Genomic DNA, 19200 nt, shown 5'->3' with positions numbered 1-19200 from the left:
ATACAAACAAAATGCCATAAATGTAATTTATTACATTTAATATGTCCGGCATCTATTATATTAATGCATCACCTTATTAGCCTCATACACATTAACACATTCAACATGTGTAGCCGGTTATTTTGTCACCTTCCCAATTATCTTTAAAAAATTATCCTTATGGTTCCTTGAAACGGGTATAGAGATATCATTGTCCATAATTACAGTTCCGGACGAGTCGTAGCGGGTAACATGAGCAACATTTACTATATAAGAACGGTGTACCTGCACAAAGCTCCTTTTGTTTAAAACTTCATAAAACCTGCTTAAGTGATAAGAGCTGACTATATGACCTTCTTTCATTACAACTTTGGCACAGCCGTTTACCGATTCGAGGAACAAAATATCGTCGACATTTATATACTTAACTCCGGACTGATCGGGAACACCAATTTTTGAACTAAGTGCCCCATGGTTACTCTCTTTTTGTATCAGTCCTTTATTCTCCAGTCGTTTTATAGCTCTTGAAACGCTATTGAGTAACTTTTTGTGGCTGGCCGGTTTCAATATATAATCACAGACATCAAAATTAAATGCGTCCAATGCAAACTCAGGGTGCGCCGTCACAAAAATCACTTCGCTTTGGTTTTCAGGTAATAACTCCAAAAGCTCAAACCCAGTCTTCTCCGGCATTGATATATCCAGAAACAAAACATTCGGCTTATTGGCCCTGATACCGGCAAGTGCTGAATCCCATGTGTTATATACACCTAATAAGCAGATCTCAGGATACAGTTGCAATAACATATCAGCAAGCAACTGACCTGCCTTAACTTCATCGTCAACGATCACACATGTGATACTACCGGGCATATTCAAAGTTCGTGATTTTTATTTTAACGATAGTCCCTGTCTGAGGTTCCTGCTTGTCTAGATACTCAATGTCAATGTGTATCTTCTCGTACTTATTAAAAACATCAACGAGTTCTTTTATAAGAATATTGCCGTAAGAGTCTGCTTTTTTGATCAACGAGGACCTGAGTTTTTTGGATCTTTGTCTTCCTACTCCATCATCTTCTACCTGTATAACCAATACCGAACTGTTCTTGCCTTCCAGTGAAAAAGACAACGCCAGAAATCCTTGCCCGTCTTTGTGAAAAATGCCATGATTCAGCGCATTTTCAACTATCGGTTGTAATATCAACGACGGTATCTTAACATGGTCAGGGTCTATAGCCTTGTCAATTATTATATTATAATCAAATTTGCCTTCAAAGCGGGACAATTGTAACTGAATATAATTTTCAATATTCTCAACCTCGTCAGCAATGGAAATATATTTATTCCGCGAGGATTTAATATAGGCTTGTAGCAACTCGGAAAACTGGCTGATATGGTTAAATGCCTGCTCGTTTTCATTCCTGTTAATGTGGTAAAGAGCAGTACTCAAACTATTGAAAATAAAATGAGGGTTAATCTGCGAGTAAATAGACTTTAGCTCAAGGCTGCTTTGCAGATTCTTCCGCTCGTTGTTCTTGTTTACAACACGCCTGGTAACCAAAATAATAAAATACGCCAGACCTATCAATAACATAAAACTGATAATCACCGCTACCAGTTTAGTTTCTGTTGTCTGCCACCATTGAGGTTGAACATAAATAACGATATTTACCGGTTTGCTTACCCATGAACCATCAAAAAAAGTAACCGACACATCATGGTAGCTATCAACTTCGAGATCCCTGACATATATTTTGTTGTCAGTGTTCGTATATACTTTGTCGTTAAACATATAATAGCTACCCCATTTCCCAGAGCCGGAAGGCCGGATCAGGTCCAGCTTTAGTGCATTTGTATTGGGGCTGACCAGGATGGTGTCAGCATTATTAAATTTGTACAGGGTGTCGTTATGATACAAAAGGTATGTTGAAGAACCTTCAATATCCAGAGGGGGTGTACTGCCTGTACTAACATAATATACCCCCTTGTCCGTTTTCATTAGCACACCTTCTGTTGAAAATTGAGCATCAGTAACAGAAGAATAGTATAAGTTTTTGGTATTGGGATAATTAGCAACATTTGTTATTGTTGACGGACCTGTAACCCGGCACCTAAGCACTCCAAATGGTCCGGCCATTGATAACAAGTCGCCAGTCAGATCAAATTTTGTCTTTTCAAGAACCAGGTTTTCAAAAAGTGAGCGGTAACTGTTAGTATAAATATTAAAAACTTTAAGGCTGTTATAATCCTTGACAAACAGGTTTCCATAATCATCTAAGACAACCTTTTCAATTCCTCTAATCCCATACAGCCCCAGCATTTCGCTATTTACCGACATGCGTTCCAGACTGTCTTCCCACACAAACAATAATTTATTTTTATTGTAAAATACCGCCATTTTCAACTTCTGGTTGTAATAGCCTGACTCGTATCTTATCCTGTCTATATTGACAATATTCACACTGCTATCCCTTGTATTGAATACGACCCTGTTCAACCCAAGACTACCACCAGTCACCTCGTAGAATGTATTGCTATCTACCGGGACGCAATCTATCATGTACCTTATCTGCAACCACTCTTCATGATACCCTTCTGACACTTTGCCATTATACGTGTTATGTACGAATAATTTTGTTGCTGGCACCAGCTCCCCCGCAAATCGGACCATCGTACTACTACTCGTCAAAAGCAGGCTCATGTCATGATTTATTTTTTTTATGCCGTGAACCCTTGTCAACTTATTATACTGTCGGGAATCAACAACATTGTTTTCTTTCAAGATTTTCAACTCATGTTCTTTTTCGCTCCACCAATAGCCGATACCATCCTCTGAGCCCAGTAATTTAAAACCTACAAGATCTATAAGCTCTCTTTTGATCAGGTTCTTGCTGTTGGCCCTCAAAAACAAGCCTTTGTCAGACGTTGTCAAGCATGCTCCCCAGTCGGGATCGTAGATAAAACAAGTACTATATGCAGGATTTAAAGACATTCCCGGGAACATATCACCCAGAAGATAACTATGCCTGATCTTCAGGCTGGTATCAATCACATAAATACTTTCTCCGGCAAATATGTAACAGGAATCTTTGTATGGAACACCATAAATAAGCCTTGGTGTACTGTCCGGTAAACAGGTATTAATAACATTGTTATTGCTTATATCATAATAGCTCACACAACTATCAGCCGGGTCAAAAAAGAATATGTAATTATTAAAATTCAACTTAACAAATGACCACGATAACGACCTGACAAGCTGAGAATCTACAATTCTCTGCTCACCACTACCCTTGCCTTTCAGCAGATCTCTGATATTCGTTAGTATGGCATTATGTGGATCGATACAAACAAGCACTTTATTACCAACAATCTCTGAGGCCACCCCTCCTGATCTCATCCGGTACGTTGCCCAATGAAATGTATCATTATGTATGACCCCCAGGTCAAAATCTCCATTATTGGAATGGGTACGGTTTGACAGCACCACACTATCTCCCAACTCTGTCAGATCCGCGGGATAAATAATCTTATCTTCATTATATTTAGCGACCGTTACTTTCCGGTACTTGTTATTCTGGATATATCCGATACCGGGCGCAATGGTATATAACCATAGCCGTCCCATACTATCTTCTGCCATACTCCACACATCCACACTGACCAAACCGTCTCCATAACCGTATCTTTTCAGCTCATATCCATTATACCTGTACAGACCATCAGGTGTGCCTATCCACAAATAGCCTAACCTGTCTTTCTTAGTAAAATAAACATGATCGGTGGTTAGTCCGTTCTTACTATCTATATGCAGCACAGCGCCTTGCTGTGCCAAAACATCGCAAACAACTATGCATACCAGCAGAAAGCCTGATAATATGCTTATAAATCGAACATTATTTTTTTTCAGACGAGTACCCATACCCTGGCTCAATCCAGTAAATTATCAGTTAGATGAGCTAAACTACTTAATTAGAATAAACATAGAGCCAGGACTATGATAATGATGCTATCTAAATCTAAAGATATCCGGATATTATGTGCGTATATATTTCTCATGCAATGACATATATCCGTGCTGGCACTGATACATAATTACCGCCCAAACGGTATATATCAGGAAAATATTGCAATTACCTTTGTGTCGTTAGGTTACTGATATACATTAAAAAAATAACCCTAACATACTATAAATATTAATTTCTTGATATTATATTTGTTCATAAACTAAAAAAAATCATACTTATGAAAAAGTTTGCCCCAATTGCAGCTGTAGCATTATTAGCAATCGCTTTTACATCTTGTAAAAAAGATTTCACTTGCGAGTGCACAGACTCAAACGGTACAGTTACTCCGTACACTTATCCTAAAACAACTAAAGCACTGGCAAAAACCAGCTGTGACGCTTCAAACGTTACATGGACTTCTGCAGGCGGAAGTTGCAAATTGAAATAATTTTATTTCATAACTTTATGTAAGGGGCGTATCATAAGATACGCCCCTTGATTTTATATCTATATTTGCAACACGATATGCAACTGATCAAGACAATATCCTTTTCAATACTTTCTGCACTGCTGGGCGCTCTTTTTTTATATTCTGCCTACTCCAAACTTTTTCCGATACAAACATTCGAGTACACGCTTGTAGAGTTTGTACATATGCCCTGGTGGTTGGCAGCATTATCGTCCAGGATATTGGTTGGATTAGAGGCAGCTTTGGGTACCCTGCTAGTATTTAACCTGTTTGGAGGAGAGAAATGGGTGTTAAAATTATCACTGTTGATACTGGCCATGTTCAGCATTTACCTACTTTACTTGTGGGTAAGCGTAGGTAATAATGTTAACTGCGGATGTTTTGGTGATGCTATATGGATGAGTCCGTCTTCGTCACTACTTAAGAACGCCGCTATGATCATCATACTAGTTCTGTTACATAAGTATCATAGCGGTATTAGCAAAAAATGGGCTAAATATGTCAGCATCATTGGCCTTGTCATTATCACAACTGTACCGCTATTTGTATTCCCGATACCCGGCACCAAACCTTCATTCCTTAATGAAGATAAATATGAGCTGGATCTGTCAGCACTGTACGAATCGGATAAACGCCCGGAACCTGAAATTGAATTAAGAAAAGGTAAACACATCATAGCCTTCATGAGCCTTACTTGCCCACACTGCAAAATGGCGGCATTAAAAATGCAACTTATGCACCGCGACAACCCTGACATATCAATGTTTTTTGTATTAAATGGAGATTCTGTAGATCTGAAACCTTTCTGGGAGAAAACCAATGCGGAAGAAATACCTCATACCATGCTCTTAGGCAGAGACTTTGTAGAGCTATCTGGCCTGAGCCTGCCTGCTATTTATTGGATCAACGATGGATGGGTAGAGGCCCGAAGTACGTATATCAACATGAACCAGGGTGAGATTGAAAAATGGCTAGAAGATAAAAAGCAGTAAAACAACCCGTTATACAATCTTAATTTTTCATAATACCCGGCACAAAAAACATACATTGGCTTGATATTTGTTTTAAAAAATTTATTCCTTCAGTATACAATAAACCAAAACCTTTAACGTTATTATAACAGTTTGGCTGCTCTGAAAGGGATTTAGAACATCAAAACATTAAGAGAAAGTATCTGGATATGTCTTATAAATTACCGCTGAAACATACACAAGCAAAGACAAATTGGATTACCGTTACTTTGATCAGTGTCTACGCATTAGTAGCACTACTTATCCTCATTAATACATAAGCAAGCTCCGGAAACCCTTCGTTAAGGCAACTATTTTTTTAGTCCGGCAGCCAGACTATACATCTTATTTGCCTGCGCAGCATCCCCCTGGCTTTTAAATATATCTCCCATTATTGTATAGCATTCCGCAGCAAAACCCGGATCTTGCTGAACCATGACCTGTGCTACCTTATTAAAATCGTTGAGCGCTTCCTGATACATACCCATGTTTTTTTCTACCATACCCAAGTAATAATAGGCGGCAATATAATCGGGCCTTTCGGAAATTATCTCTTTAAATAACGACCTGGCCTTTTCGCCTTCACCTTTATAGGCCAGTATCATAGCATACACCCTTTTGGTCTCAACGCCTGTCTTATCCAGTTCATATGCCTTTGCTGCATAAGTATAGGCGCTGTCCATACGGTTAAGTTCCATCAACACCCTGGCGGTCATGCTCAATACGTTAATGTTGGAGCTATCTTCATCCAGGTATTTCAGAAAGTAACTCACAGCTTCTTCCCTATTCCCTGCCTGCAATGCCTTAAATCCCAGAAGATCATTTTTGGACGGTCTTTTTATTAATGCACACAAAGGCTTTCCCTTCACTTTTGCCGTATATACTGTTGTTGGTGGCAACCATTGTTCTGCCTTTATTTCCTCCAATGGTATCAGAGCAATATGAAATAAGGCATAATCCCAATCCTGCTGATCCCGTTCATGAAACCTTACATAGGTGATCTTTACATTATTATGTCCCTTCATGTAGGGAAATAATAAGTGTGCCGAGTTAGTTGCTATAACAACTGTATCTTCAGGCTTATAGTTTGGCAATTCATGCTCGATAAAGTAATCAGTGCATTGCTTCACACTGTTATAATAATAATCTACTTCATAGTTACCGTATGCACCTTCTACACCACCGGCAAACTGGTTGTAATACGTAACTGTGTTTGGGAATGTAGGCACAATAAACAGTATCGGTTCAATAAGTAAGACCGCTGCTATTCCGAGCCCTATACCTGCCCTTTGCCATTTTGACTTTATATATCCATTCAGGTACGACCACCCCAACACAGACATTACTGCAACAGAAGGGAAAATAAACAGTACATGTCTCCATGCATGGTATACATTTGATTTTTTATAGATGATATAGAATAATGGGAATAAGGCTGTAAATGCGACAAAGTAGATCACATGTGCCTTTTTACTCCTTGCCGTTGCCCTGATAAAGGCAAAGAATAACAATACTCCGCCCAGTAAAGCATAAGTATTCGTTAAGAAAAAACTCTTGATCAGGTATGACGAAGGTAGCTCCCCTGACATCACTTTTTCTCCCTGCCAAATCTGGCTAAGGTTTATCTTAAAGTTACTCATCTCGCTTAAAGCAGTAAGCGGGTTGGTAAGCGGATTTTTTTGACCATATGGCCAGAAAAGGCTTCCTGCCAGGTAACCCAGGATCGCCAATATCAGCACAGGTTTGGTATAATCTTTAAGGTTGACATTTTCTTTACCGCCAATTGTCTTAGACAGGTAGACTATACCGACATAAACAAACAGGTAAGGTATCAGTAATATACCTGCAACACGTATGTTTATGGTAATACCGATACTTAAGATCAACCATAGATAGTCTGTTTTTTTTACATCCGGGAATCGGTCAAAAAACCTGATAATAAAATAAACTGATGCAATGTAACCCGCAGCCAGGGGAATATCCTTCGGGTTATTCATAGCATGCCCCAGAAAGAAAGGTGAAAGGAACATCAGCCATACACACAATGTAGCCAATCGTTTGTCTGTTATGTATGCTACTATCCTTGCACTAAAGAATATAGCAAGAAAGCCTGCCCAGGCATTCAGTATATGCCTGGTAGTATACTCGGCAAAAGGGGAAAATTTATTTATAACTGCACATATCAGGTCAAAAAAACCACCATAGTACATCAATACCCCATCCCTGTCAATATCCCTGGACATGTGAAATACAGTATCATCACTGCCAAAACTGGTAAAGTATTTCAATATTACTTTACCGTACTCGTTCATATCAACCTCGTCGCCAGATAAGCCAAACCAAAAACTCATGATTCCCATCAACAGGAATACAGATATAAGGCTTACCAGGAATATCCGCCCCCATAGCTGATCATTGATATCTGTTGACGAACCGACCACAGTAGTTTTTTTCACCCCAGGTGCTATCTCTGCAGCTGTATCCGTCTTTTTATTACTGTTGTTACCGGCTTTTGATTTTTTACTTGCCATAGTATTTGACGCATATTATTTTTTAAGCACTTGCCTCTTTCAATTGTCTGAACAAGGTAAAACCATGCTTTACAAATGAGATTGTCTTAACGCTTGCTGTCCCCCCTGCCCTGTCTCTGAAATGGATGTTAATCCACTTGATGCCGGCAAGCTTTTTTGTAAGTACAGACACTAATATATTGGCCAGGTGAAAGGACTCAGGAATTTTGCCGGTAATTTGCTCCAGTACACTACGATGTATCAGCCTGTACGGCACATTCGCATCGCGTACCCACTGGCCGGTGGCAAAAAAAGTAAATAGTGTTACAAAACGTGAGATAAGCGAGCGTTTCAAACCATCATCACGTGTTTTCCTGTAACCATATACTGCTTTATTGTTTTCTGCGGCAGAAAGCATCTCAGGAAAATATACCGGGTCGCACTGTCCGTCAGAATCTATCTGAAATATCCATTCAGCACCGTTATCAAGCGCCAGCTGATAGCCATATATACATGTTTGCCCGTGACCGGAATTAGGCTTATCTATGATCTTTATCTCTTTGTACCTAGCTTCATATTTCCGTAGTATCCCGAGCGTACCATCTTTCGATCCATCATTGATGATACAGAATGTGAACTGTTCTACATTTTCAGATAGGCACTTCTGCCACTCTTCAATAACGGCAGATACAGCTTCTTCTTCGTTATAAACGGGCATAACAACCCACAGGTTCTTAACTGCCATATCTTTCTTTGATACGATTAAAGGTAGACAAAGCACGTTCTATCACTTCGTCGGTATTATAATATGTATACTCTGCAAGTCTGCCACAAAAATATACATTGTTCTTTTCTGTTTCTCCATCTACCAGTGCTTTATACTTTTCATAAAGCTCCTTGTTGTCAGGTCTGGGAATGGGGTAATAAGGATCTCCTTCAGCACGTGGATATTCGTACGAGATAACTGTGTCAGGATGCTTTTGTTTGGTTACATGTTTTATCTCAACGGCGCGGGTATAGTCATGATCATTGGGGTAATTGATCTGTACACAAGGTTGTACGTATTCCTGATCAAACTTTTTGAACTCAAACTCCAATGAACGCCAGGGTAATTTTCCGAACCTGAAATCAAAATATTCATCTATCGGTCCGGCATAAACGGTTGCATATTCGGGAAGTATTGTATCCTTTATGTCTTTATAATCCGTATTAAGCATTACGTCAATATTCGGATTCGATATCATCTTATTGAACATTTCTGTAAACCCTTTGGCAGGTGTTACCTGGTTTTTATGATCTACATAACGTTCGTTGGTGTTCAGCCTGATGGGTATCCTACCGCATACAGACGGCGCCAGGTCGTTCGGGTGTATACCCCATTGTTTTTTTGTATAGCCTAAATAGAATGCTTCGTACAACTCTTTACCTACGCGAGACAATACAAACTCTTCTGAGTTCTCCGGGTTATCTATATGCTCACGCTTCTCTTCCAGCAGTGCTGCAGCTTCTTCTGCAGTCAGGTCAGGACGTTTGAAAAATTGCCTTAAGGTTAACAGGTTTATCGGGAAAGGGAACAATTCCCCCCTTGTTGACACTTTAACGAAATAGTCACCGGGTATCCATTCAGTAAACCCTGAAAGATACTTTAGCAATTCTTCATTATTGGTTCTGAAGTAATGCGGTCCGTACCGGTGAATCAATACGCCTGACTCGTGATACATATCATAACAGTTACCTGCTATGTGATCTCGTTTATCTACCAGCAGCACTTTCCAACCTAAGAGGTTAGCCGCACGCTCCGCAATAACACACCCTACAGGGCCAGCACCTACTACTAATAGTGAATATTTCTTTTCCTTGTCACTCATTTAACTAAAAAGCAGTTAAGATAGTACAAAACCCGCATGTGGCAAACTCAAATTATCGATGTGTATTAATGCAGTATGTCCATATTGTACCAACAGTTAACAGTCAGATCAAAGTTGGTCTTGTCAACATACACATATGCAACAAAAAAAAGGACATACCCCAAACGGTATGTCCTTTTATGTCTATAAATTAGTCAGGAAATTACCCTGCATTTTCTTCTGTGTTCTCCGCAGCGTCATTTGCATTATCTGCTGCATCTTCTGCATCAACCTCTGCTTCGGCTTCGGCTACTGCTGCCTGTACTTTAGCCGCCATTTTCTCTTCTACTTTCTTTACAGACTCAGCCATTGCAGCATGCCTCTTGTCAGCTTTGTGCTTACGGTGAGCTTCTTCGCGATCAGCAACCAGCTTTTCGTGATCAGAATTCCATGCTTCAAATTTCTGCATAGCAGCCGGTTCGTCAAACAAACCAAGGCTTACGCCACGCATCAGGTGTTTCATGTATAACACACCTTTGAATGACAATATACGGCGGCATGTATTAGTAGGTTGGGCACCATTTTGCAACCAATGCAATGAACGTTCACGGTTCAACCTGATAGTTGCCGGAACAGACAATGGATTGTAAGTACCTAATTTTTCAATGAATCTACCATCTCTTGGAGCTGCTGTATCAGCAACAACAATAAAGTAGAATGGACGCTTCTTAGAGCCGTGACGTTGGAGACGAATTTTAACCGCCATTAATAATAGAAATTATTCTGGTTTAACAATAAAAAATTAACGCCTGCAAAGTTAATGCATAATATTACTTTAAACAACTAGATTTTGACTTTAAACGAATTTTAACACAAAAATCTGGTTATTAATACTTTGCATAGCAAAATCCATCCACCTCATTACGATACTCAGACAACAACACTACTTTACGCCCGAAATGGCCTGAAGAAATGCTAAATACTATTATTCTATCTGGCTTTTCTTACGGCCCCTTATGTTAAAATTAACCCCTATCTCTGCAACCGGTTTTATTGAATAAGAATTGGGCACATTGTAAAAGTTGTTTTCGAATCGCCCCTGTCCATTGACATTATTATTTGCATCAAGTCTTATCAATGCTTCAATTGAGACATCCGGTGTTACGTAATAGTTTACTCCCCCACCTAATCCACAATTGATATAATTGTAGGAGTATTCATAAATACCGCCAAATTCCTTAGATGCTAACCTGTTAACGCCGGTATTGGCTTCAATAAACCAGAACAGCTTTTTATCTGCCGGAGCATTTTTCCCTGCAAAGTAATACCTAGCAAAGGGACGAATACCAACATTATAGGCAAAAGCATCAGCTTGTACCCTTCCCCCAACAAAGAGTGAAGTACCAACAACCCAATGCTTGTTAATAAAGTACCCCACCTTTGGCACCATAAAAGAGGAATTGATTGCCGAATACGCTTTTTCGGTTGTAACCCCTAATCCTATAAAAGTAGTTCCCTTCTCCGGCTGGGCTTTGGCAGACAAACAAATGAGCGATAAAAGTGCTGTAAAGAGTTGATTCTTTCTCATAAAAAATGGTTGTATAAGATTAACAATGAGACAAACCTATACAACCATATGCTAACAAAACGCCAACTAAGGCCTAATGAAAAGCTAATGTTATCTTCCGAATGGCATCTTAGCGCCCATGCCGGGAGGCATCATACCTTTCATCTTATTCATCTGCCCCATCATCTGGCGCATCTGGTCAAACTGCTTCATAAAGGCATTTACTTCTGATATATCTTTCCCCGCACCTTTGGCTATACGCTTACGCCTGTTACCATCTATCACATCAGGGTTATTGCGCTCATATGGGGTCATTGAGTTGATCATGGCCTCAATACCTTTAAAGGCATCATCAGAGATGTCTATATCTTTTATGGCCTTGCCTACACCGGGAATCATGCCCAGCAAGTCTTTTATGTTACCCATCTTCTTTATCTGTCCCAACTGCTGTTTAAAGTCCTCAAAGTCAAACTTATTCGCCCTTATCTTCTTTTCCAGCTTCTTGGCTTCTGCTTCGTCAAACTGGGCCTGGGCACGTTCTACCAGCGTGGTGATATCACCCATACCCAATATACGTTGCGCCATACGCTCAGGATAGAACACATCCAGGGTATCCAGCTTTTCGCCCATGCTCACGAACTTGATGGGCTTATCTACTGTGTATTTGATAGACAACGCTGCACCACCCCTGGTATCACCATCCAGCTTGGTCAGCACTACACCCGTAAAGTCCAGCCTGTCGTTGAAGGCTTTGGCGGTGTTCACTGCATCCTGCCCCGTCATACTATCCACAACAAACAGTATCTCGTGCGGGTTGACAGCAGCCTTTACATTAGCCACCTCGGTCATCATCGCCTCGTCTACTGCCAAACGGCCCGCAGTATCTATTATTACTACATTATTGCCATTCTGCTTGGCATGTGCCATGGCATTGGTTACAATAGCGATCACATCCTTATTCTCCGGCTCGCAGTACACAGGCACCTTAACTTGTTCGCCCAATACCTGCAACTGGTTGATGGCCGCCGGGCGGTAAACGTCTCCCGCTACCAATAAAGGCTTACGCCCTTTCTTAGACCTGAGGTAGTTGGCCAGCTTGCCGCTGAACGTTGTTTTACCGGAACCTTGCAAACCTGCTACCAAAATGACAGTAGGTTTCTGGTTCAGGTCAATTTCTTCCACTTCACCACCCATCAGTATGGCCAGCTCATCCTTCACTATCTTCACCATCTGCTGACCCGGAGACACTGCCTGCAATACCTTCTCGCCGGTGGCCTTATCCTTGACCTTATCGGTAAAGTCTTTGGCTATTTTATAGTTAACGTCGGCATCTACCAGCGCCCTTCTTATATCTTTAATGGTTGAAGCTATATTGATCTCGGAGATACGGCCTTCCCCTTTCAGTTGCTTAAACGCTCCTTCAAGTCTTTCACTAAGATTTTCAAACATATATTACCACCTTTTATAAAGGACTGCAAAGTTAATCGTTTTGACCAATTTAACAGCGCCGGCACACATAACAAAAGATACCAATATCACAGAAAGAATGCTGTACTCTGCTAAAAAATGCTATTTTCGTAGATTAATCTATTTACGATAACCGGCAGGTGACAGAAGAGGAAGCAGGCAGAATGTAAACATGTGTTTTTTTGAGCTTCTGTTCACAGCCGTCAATATATTGATCAATGGGATGTGGCAATTGCGGTACAGGTACCGATGGTAAACCTGCCGGGTGCAAAGGAAATGGAGGATGCAGCACCGGCGGATGTAACCGACTTAACGTATATGACTGGCTGAGCGGGCTACCGCTGCACGACGGGGCAAAACCATACCCTGTTATAGAAGTTTCTTTCAACAAAGGCAGCCGCAAAGAATTTTACAGGAACAACAACCAGCTGATACCTGAAAAAGGCCAGTGGATAGCCGTAGAGGGTGTTGGAGGTTTTGATGTAGGCCAGATTAGCCTTACCGGCGAACTGGTGAAACTCCAGATGAAGAAATATGGCATCAAAGAGAAGGATGTCACCAAACGCATACACCGCACAGCTACCGACGCCGACCTTGAGCTGTTCAGGACCAGCAAGGGCCGCGAGCAGGATATGCTGATACGCAGCCGCGCCATAGCCCGCCAGCTGAACCTGGAAATGAAGCTGGCTGAAGTAGAGCTGCAGGCCGATGGCAAAAAGGCAACCTTCTTCTACACTGCCGACCAACGCGTGGATTTCAGGGAACTGATAAAGATGTACGCCAACGACTTTAAGGTAAAGGTGGAGATGAAACAGATAGGCGCCCGCCAGGAAAGTGGTAAGGTAGGCGGCATAGGCAGTTGCGGACGCGAGCTGTGCTGCAGCACCTGGCTTACCGACTTTAAGAGCGTGAACACCACTGCTGCCAGGTACCAGAACCTGTCTATCAACCAGACCAAGCTGAGCGGCCAGTGCGGCAGGCTGAAATGTTGCCTGAATTACGAGCTGGACACCTATATGGATGCCCTGTCTGTATTTCCGGAGCAGGCAGATACCATAGCTACATCGGCGGGAACTGCTTACCTGCAAAAGAGGGACATCTTCAAGAACCTGATGTGGTACAGCTACCGCGAGAGCAACAAACAATATCCATTATCTATAGACCGTGTAAAAGAGATACTGGAACTGAATAAGAAAGGTATCAAACCCGATGAACTGCAACCTGTAGAACTGGAAGTGACCAGCAGCAAAACCGCTATTAAAGTAGATGCAGGGTTTGTGAACGATGTAGGCCAGATCAGCCTGAAATCGCTGGAGAAAGGCGGTGGCAAGAAAAAGAGCAAGAGCGGCAAAAACCGTAACAATAAAGGCGGTACCGGCGGCGGCAACCAACCCAACCAGCCGAAACAAGCCAAAGGCGATAACAACCAGCAACGCCGCAACGAAGGCGGCAAACGCCAGGATGGCAATAAAGGTGGCGGCAACAGGCGCAACCAGCAGGGCCAACCTCAGCAGGCGCAAGGCAACAGGCAGGAACAAAAGCCTAATGAACAACGCCAGCAGGGAGGCAACCGCCCGCAGAACCGCAATAAACGCAAAGGCGGCGGTGGCGGTAACAGGCCCAAACCGGAAGGTGGTAGCAGCAAGCCTGAACAATAACTTAAGCAACTGAACACATCATTATCCCGTATATGACTACTCATGTACGGGATTTTTGTTTCCATTACTGTGCAATTGTTCCCGTTTTGTATCCAAAACACACACTTTAGTCTACCATAGCGCCTATGTAACTAACTGATCACTAAACATCTACAGCGTTTTGTTTCCGGTTGTTTCCTGAACAATGTCTTTTCAATGGTGTCAACGAGCTCACTGTGTTCGGTTGTTTCCTGAATAATGTCTTTTAAAAGGTGTCAACGAGCTCACTGTGTTCGGTTGTTTCCTAAACAATGTCTTTTCAAAGGTGTCAACGAGCTCACTGCGTTCGGTTGTTAAGTGTTGTTAAGTAATTGATGCTATTTTTTGCCTTAATGAGCTCTCCAGATAGCAAAGCAGAACATTATTTCAAAGAGCTAATAACAATACAAATATATGTAAAATTGACCTAATAAACAAATATATGTCGGGAGTATCAGAACTTTAGGGAGACAGGACCGGAAGTAGCTGGATAAGATAGTGTATTCAATATGACGGCCCTGATGGGCGCTGCCTGATTGGTGCCGTGACGACACTGACCAAAGGGGGATCCCCCTATCCCCCTAAAGGGGAGACTAATTTAGTTGAATCCAAAGTATCCGGGTTTGCCTGCCCGACTTTGTCATTCAGGCGGGTGAGCAGTGAAGAATGAGTTCTCCCATCCTCGGAGGGGTGTAGGTGTGGGCTGTCTCGTGTTGTATTATTTCACACGAGTAATACACACTCCACCTCACTGTGTTCGGTTGCCCCTCTCAAGAGGGGAAGGTAATTGCCTGTCGTTAGTTTCTGCGATCGACATGACGGCATTGATGAGGGATGATCGGTGCGATGACAACACTTACCAATGGGGAAAAATTCATAATAAAATACAAAAACGCCCCGTTCTTCGCAGGAAGAACGGGGCGTTGAATATGATACCAGCTTACGCTATTAATCTTCTTTCTTAGCGATGTATTTTTTCTCCTTGATACGTGCTGATTTACCGAAACGCTCACGTTGGTAGAACAGTTTGGCACGACGAACGCGACCACGCTTATTAACCTTGATAGAATCGATATGTGGTGAGAACAGCGGGAATACACGCTCAACGCCTACACCATCAGAAATTTTACGTACTGTGAAAGTTTGCGTAAAACCCCTGCCCTGGCGCTTGATCACGTCACCTTTGAAAGACTGGATACGTGACTTCGTTCCTTCTACAATCTTATAGTCTACTGTTATATTATCACCAGCTTTAAAGTCCGGGTACTCAGCCTTTTGAGATACCTGACCGTGAACATATGCTACTGCGTTATCCATTTTGAATACATTTTGGGTCTGCAAAGGTAATGGGATTATTTATTTTTACAAAAAAAATTAATTGATCATTCTCCCGGGTCTTCCAGCATGTCGGGACGCCTTTCGGCCGTACGCTTCAGCGACTGTTCATGGCGCCATTCCTCTACCTTTTTAGGGTCTCCGCTCAGCAGTATGTCCGGTACTTTCCACCCCCTGAAATCGGCCGGGCGGGTGTATACAGGCGGTGCCAGCAGCCCGTCCTGGTGCGAATCGAACAGGGCCGAGGTCTCATCGTTGAGTACACCGGGTATCAGCCTGCCTATGGCATCGACCAATACGGCCGCAGCCAGTTCTCCCCCACTCAGCACATAATCACCTATGGATATCTCTTTAGTAACAAAATGCTGCCTGATCCGCTCATCAATACCTTTATAGTGGCCACAGATGATCATGAGGTTGTCCTTCATAGACAGGTAATTGGCCGTACCCTGTTTCAGCGTATCGCCGTCAGGCGTCATATATACTATATCGTCATAATTTCTTTCCGACTGTAATTTTTCTATCAGTATGGCCAGCGGCTCCGGCATCATGACCATGCCTGCTCCCCCGCCAAACTGGTAATCGTCTACCTGCGCCTGCTTATAAGGCGTATAGTCGCGCAGATTATGCACCACCACCTCCAGCAAACCTTTGGCCTGTGCCCTTTTCATAATAGAATGGCTCAAAGGACTGTCCAGCAACTGCGGCACTACCGATATTATATCAATTCTCATATTAATTATCTGTTCGCTCAGCCTTATTATTAACTATCCAGGTACACTTCCAGCAACCCGTCCGGCAGGTCAATCCTGATAAACTTATTTTTCACGTTCACTTCCTGTATCATATCCGGCACCAGCGGTACCAGTACTTCTTTATCATCAATAGTGAGCATGGCCAGCCATTGCCCGCTTATCAGCATTACATCCTCAATATTACCCAAACCTCCTTTCTTCTTATCAACCAGGCTGAAACCAATATACAACAAGGGGCTGTCTACCTTAGCCGTCTGCAGTACTTCTTCTCCGGCATATACCGTTTTGTTGACCAAAGGCAGCGCATCAGCCGGCTCGTTCACATCATCCAGCGTGATGATGTACTCTGTATCATTGGCCGCCTTAGCCGTTTCAACAAAAAAGGGAATGAAGCTGTCCCGCTTCAACTCAATAAATAAAGTATCTCCTTTTTTGAGCCAATTGGTGTTGTCAATTATCTGCCTGAGCACTATTGCTCCCTGCAGTCCGTGCGTGCCTGTTATCTTACCTACTTTCAGCATTTGTGGTGCAAAGTTAAAAATACCCGAAATAGAATTTGGCATTTGTTGAATATTCGATATTCAGCTCATCTCCCTTGCTGAACATGAGGTAGTCGTTCTGTGACACCTCAATACTCAGTTTTGTGGCGCTATCCAGGTAGAAATAGAAACTGTTGTTGTGTGGCATGTATTGTTTACGGGTAATAATGGTGCGTTCCACGGTCTTAGTGCCTTTCTTTATATCCGTTCTTATTTTCTGCAATGTGAACCTGTATGCCAGCCATGAACAAAACCCCAGGAACGATAACAGGAAACCAACACCGAGAAAGTAGTAGCCGAATTCGAACGGTTGTTCATCGCCGGCAAAGGCCCTGACCCATGCAACAATAAAAGGCAGTATGAAACAAATAACCATAAGCGCGCTGATGGCTTTATAGAATAAACGTGTCTCCTTCTCATCTTTGCTGATAAGGAACTGCAACTCGTCTGCAGACATCTGTTCGCTATGTATTACCGGTTGCTGACTCATGAGCCGGTGTACTTATGTCATATATGCTTTTATACTTGCGCGATGCGTAATCCATAAAAGCACTGAAATCAAGCCCTGTGCCCGTTACCTTTTTACACAACTCGTCAGAGCGGTACTTTTTACCATGTACATGTATCTTTTCTCTCAACCATTGCAACAAATGACCATATTCACCCTTCTCAAACTGCGTTTCCAGCCCTGTAAGATCAGTTTTAGCCTGCACATAATACTGTGCTGCATAGAAGCTACCCAGTGAGTAGGTTGGGAAATACCCGAAACTACCGTGTGCCCAGTGTACGTCCTGCAATACGCCCTGTTTATCGTCAGGCGGAGTGATGCCCAGGTATTTTTTGTACATCTCATTCCATGCCCCTGCCAGGTCTTTAGGGTCCAGTTCTTTTGATATCAAAGCCTTCTCTATCTCATAACGTATCATTACATGAAAGTGGTATGTCAGTTCATCAGCTTCAGTGCGCACCAATGATGGTTGTACTTTATTGATGCCCTTATAAAAAGCATCCATAGTTACGCCGCTCAGTTGCGCAGGGAAAAGTGACTGTAGTTTAGGATAGTAATACTTCCAGAAATGTGTACCGCGCCCTACGTTGTTCTCCCACAGGCGGGATTGTGATTCATGCACCGACAGAGAAGCAGCTGCTCCTAATGGCAATCCATATTGCGATGCCGGAAGTCCCTGCTCGTAAAGCGCATGTCCGCCCTCGTGAATACTGCTCCACAACAGTGACGCAAAATCATGCTCATTGACACGTGTTGTCACCCGCACATCCTGCGGAGAAAATGAAGTTGTGAACGGATGCTCTGAAAGGTCCTGCCTGCCTGCCTCAAAATCGTAGCCGATCTGTTTCAGGACATCCAGTGAAAAGTCCCACTGCTTGTCTTTAGGATAATGTCCAGACAGGAAAGCATCGTCAACCTGTTCGCTTTGCTTAATGCTCTCTAACAAGCCGGGCAGTTGTTTCCTTACTTCTTCAAACACAGGGTCGAGCATAGACACAGTAGCGCCTTTTTCATATTCATCCATCAATGCATCGTAGGGGTTGCCCTCATATCCATACAACGTCGCCTGTTCTATTTTCAAGGCTATCATCTTCTGCAGTTCCGGTGCATATACCGCGTAGCTATTCTCTTTGCGGGCCTTGATCCACGTATCGTAGCTGCGGCTTACCTGCTCCGTAAGCTTCTCAATAAATGAAGCAGGGAGTTGTTTATTCTTCAGGTAACTCTCCCTACTCAACCTTATGTTATGCTGCTGATCCTCTTCCAGGTCTCCCCTGCCTGCCAGTTCATCCAGCAGGTGGCCATAATCATCGCTTGTCACCATCTGGTGGGAAAGTGTAGCCAGTGTGGCCAATTGCTGCCCCCTGAAGGCAAAACCTTTGGCGGGCATATACACTTCCTGGTCCCAACCTAAAACAGCAGACGCATAGTCCAGGTCGGCAGCTTTTTGGGTAATTCGTTTGTATTCTTCGTAAAGTTCCTGTGTATTCTTTGATATTAACATCCTGTTTCTTTTTCTATCACGGAGCTT

16 protein-coding genes are annotated in these 19200 nt (G+C 42.5%); 3 read left to right on the top strand and 13 right to left on the bottom strand.

What is annotated here, in order from left to right; all coding sequences use genetic code 11:
* Positions 1 to 117: 117 nt before the first annotated feature.
* Both H6550_07800 and H6550_07795 read right to left on the bottom strand, forming a co-directional pair.
* Positions 118 to 852, bottom strand: a complete 735-nt coding sequence (locus H6550_07800; GenBank protein ID MCB9046028.1) for a response regulator transcription factor — start codon at positions 850 to 852, stop codon at positions 118 to 120.
* On the bottom strand, positions 842 to 3901 hold the full coding sequence (locus tag H6550_07795; protein ID MCB9046027.1) for a histidine kinase: 3060 nt from the start codon (positions 3899 to 3901) through the stop codon (positions 842 to 844). Before H6550_07795 ends, H6550_07800 begins: the two co-directional genes overlap by 11 nt.
* 323 nt (positions 3902 to 4224) lie before the next feature.
* Between H6550_07795 and H6550_07790 the strand changes: the two genes are divergently transcribed.
* Both H6550_07790 and H6550_07785 read left to right on the top strand, forming a co-directional pair.
* Entirely contained in the window at positions 4225 to 4434 is a 210-nt protein-coding gene (locus H6550_07790) for a hypothetical protein (protein ID MCB9046026.1), read from the top strand.
* A 77-nt stretch (positions 4435 to 4511) separates the two neighbouring features.
* Positions 4512 to 5447, top strand: coding sequence for a hypothetical protein (locus H6550_07785; GenBank protein MCB9046025.1), 936 nt, complete (start codon positions 4512 to 4514; stop codon positions 5445 to 5447).
* 329 nt (positions 5448 to 5776) lie between these two features.
* Here H6550_07785 and H6550_07780 read toward each other — a convergent pair whose 3' ends face one another.
* The 6 genes from H6550_07780 to ffh all read right to left on the bottom strand — a co-directional run bounded on the left by H6550_07780 (position 5777) and on the right by ffh (position 12838).
* Positions 5777 to 7996, bottom strand: coding sequence for a hypothetical protein (locus tag H6550_07780; GenBank protein ID MCB9046024.1), 2220 nt, complete (start codon positions 7994 to 7996; stop codon positions 5777 to 5779).
* Positions 7997 to 8018: 22 nt separating this feature from the next.
* Positions 8019 to 8720 (bottom strand): glycosyltransferase family 2 protein, encoded by a 702-nt coding sequence (locus H6550_07775; GenBank protein ID MCB9046023.1) that lies wholly within the window; start codon positions 8718 to 8720, stop codon positions 8019 to 8021.
* A complete protein-coding gene (gene glf, locus H6550_07770) occupies positions 8710 to 9843 on the bottom strand; it encodes a UDP-galactopyranose mutase (protein ID MCB9046022.1) in 1134 nt (377 codons plus the stop codon). The genes H6550_07775 and glf overlap by 11 nt, the downstream gene beginning before the upstream one ends.
* A gap of 202 nt (positions 9844 to 10045) precedes the next feature.
* The gene (rpsP, locus tag H6550_07765) at positions 10046 to 10588 is read right to left on the bottom strand and encodes a 30S ribosomal protein S16 (protein MCB9046021.1); all 543 of its coding nucleotides are present in this window, start codon (positions 10586 to 10588) and stop codon (positions 10046 to 10048) included.
* A gap of 219 nt (positions 10589 to 10807) precedes the next feature.
* Positions 10808 to 11410 (bottom strand): hypothetical protein, encoded by a 603-nt coding sequence (locus tag H6550_07760; GenBank protein MCB9046020.1) that lies wholly within the window; start codon positions 11408 to 11410, stop codon positions 10808 to 10810.
* A gap of 90 nt (positions 11411 to 11500) precedes the next feature.
* On the bottom strand, positions 11501 to 12838 hold the full coding sequence (ffh, locus tag H6550_07755) for a signal recognition particle protein (protein ID MCB9046019.1): 1338 nt from the start codon (positions 12836 to 12838) through the stop codon (positions 11501 to 11503).
* 236 nt (positions 12839 to 13074) lie between these two features.
* Here ffh and H6550_07750 point away from each other — a divergent pair, with 236 nt between their 5' ends.
* Positions 13075 to 14514, top strand: a complete 1440-nt coding sequence (locus H6550_07750; GenBank protein ID MCB9046018.1) for a hypothetical protein — start codon at positions 13075 to 13077, stop codon at positions 14512 to 14514.
* 966 nt (positions 14515 to 15480) lie between these two features.
* Here the strand turns inward: H6550_07750 and rplS are convergent.
* The 5 genes from rplS to H6550_07725 form a co-directional block, all read right to left on the bottom strand.
* Positions 15481 to 15849: a 50S ribosomal protein L19 gene (gene rplS, locus H6550_07745; protein MCB9046017.1), complete on the bottom strand. Its 369-nt coding sequence runs from the start codon at positions 15847 to 15849 to the stop codon at positions 15481 to 15483.
* 65 nt (positions 15850 to 15914) lie between these two features.
* Entirely contained in the window at positions 15915 to 16601 is a 687-nt protein-coding gene (gene trmD, locus H6550_07740) for a tRNA (guanosine(37)-N1)-methyltransferase TrmD (protein MCB9046016.1), read from the bottom strand.
* Positions 16602 to 16630: 29 nt separating this feature from the next.
* Entirely contained in the window at positions 16631 to 17185 is a 555-nt protein-coding gene (gene rimM, locus H6550_07735; GenBank protein MCB9046015.1) for a 16S rRNA processing protein RimM, read from the bottom strand.
* Positions 17157 to 17651 (bottom strand): hypothetical protein, encoded by a 495-nt coding sequence (locus tag H6550_07730; GenBank protein MCB9046014.1) that lies wholly within the window; start codon positions 17649 to 17651, stop codon positions 17157 to 17159. The genes rimM and H6550_07730 overlap by 29 nt, the downstream gene beginning before the upstream one ends.
* The gene (locus H6550_07725) at positions 17626 to 19173 is read right to left on the bottom strand and encodes a carboxypeptidase M32 (GenBank protein ID MCB9046013.1); all 1548 of its coding nucleotides are present in this window, start codon (positions 19171 to 19173) and stop codon (positions 17626 to 17628) included. Before H6550_07725 ends, H6550_07730 begins: the two co-directional genes overlap by 26 nt.
* Positions 19174 to 19200 lie beyond the last annotated feature (27 nt).

The sequence above is a fragment of the Chitinophagales bacterium genome (genome assembly GCA_020636495.1).
In the GTDB taxonomy this organism is placed as follows: domain Bacteria; phylum Bacteroidota; class Bacteroidia; order Chitinophagales; family Chitinophagaceae; genus UBA5543.
The sequence above is the reverse complement of the archived record's forward strand: the minus strand, read 5'-3'. Positions and strand labels throughout refer to the sequence as shown.

Bases quoted from the DNA above. Each gene is read 5' to 3' on its own strand.
- H6550_07800 (MCB9046028.1), bottom strand. From the start codon at position 852: ATGCCCGGTAGTATCACATGTGTGATCGTTGACGATGAAGTTAAGGCA.
- H6550_07795 (MCB9046027.1), bottom strand. From the start codon at position 3,901: ATGGGTACTCGTCTGAAAAAAAATAATGTTCGATTTATAAGCATATTA.
- H6550_07790 (MCB9046026.1), top strand. From the start codon at position 4,225: ATGAAAAAGTTTGCCCCAATTGCAGCTGTAGCATTATTAGCAATCGCT.
- H6550_07785 (MCB9046025.1), top strand. From the start codon at position 4,512: ATGCAACTGATCAAGACAATATCCTTTTCAATACTTTCTGCACTGCTG.
- H6550_07780 (MCB9046024.1), bottom strand. From the start codon at position 7,996: ATGGCAAGTAAAAAATCAAAAGCCGGTAACAACAGTAATAAAAAGACG.
- H6550_07775 (MCB9046023.1), bottom strand. From the start codon at position 8,720: ATGGCAGTTAAGAACCTGTGGGTTGTTATGCCCGTTTATAACGAAGAA.
- glf (MCB9046022.1), bottom strand. From the start codon at position 9,843: ATGAGTGACAAGGAAAAGAAATATTCACTATTAGTAGTAGGTGCTGGC.
- rpsP (MCB9046021.1), bottom strand. From the start codon at position 10,588: ATGGCGGTTAAAATTCGTCTCCAACGTCACGGCTCTAAGAAGCGTCCA.
- H6550_07760 (MCB9046020.1), bottom strand. From the start codon at position 11,410: ATGAGAAAGAATCAACTCTTTACAGCACTTTTATCGCTCATTTGTTTG.
- ffh (MCB9046019.1), bottom strand. From the start codon at position 12,838: ATGTTTGAAAATCTTAGTGAAAGACTTGAAGGAGCGTTTAAGCAACTG.
- H6550_07750 (MCB9046018.1), top strand. From the start codon at position 13,075: ATGGGATGTGGCAATTGCGGTACAGGTACCGATGGTAAACCTGCCGGG.
- rplS (MCB9046017.1), bottom strand. From the start codon at position 15,849: ATGGATAACGCAGTAGCATATGTTCACGGTCAGGTATCTCAAAAGGCT.
- trmD (MCB9046016.1), bottom strand. From the start codon at position 16,601: ATGAGAATTGATATAATATCGGTAGTGCCGCAGTTGCTGGACAGTCCT.
- rimM (MCB9046015.1), bottom strand. From the start codon at position 17,185: ATGCCAAATTCTATTTCGGGTATTTTTAACTTTGCACCACAAATGCTG.
- H6550_07730 (MCB9046014.1), bottom strand. From the start codon at position 17,651: ATGAGTCAGCAACCGGTAATACATAGCGAACAGATGTCTGCAGACGAG.
- H6550_07725 (MCB9046013.1), bottom strand. From the start codon at position 19,173: ATGTTAATATCAAAGAATACACAGGAACTTTACGAAGAATACAAACGA.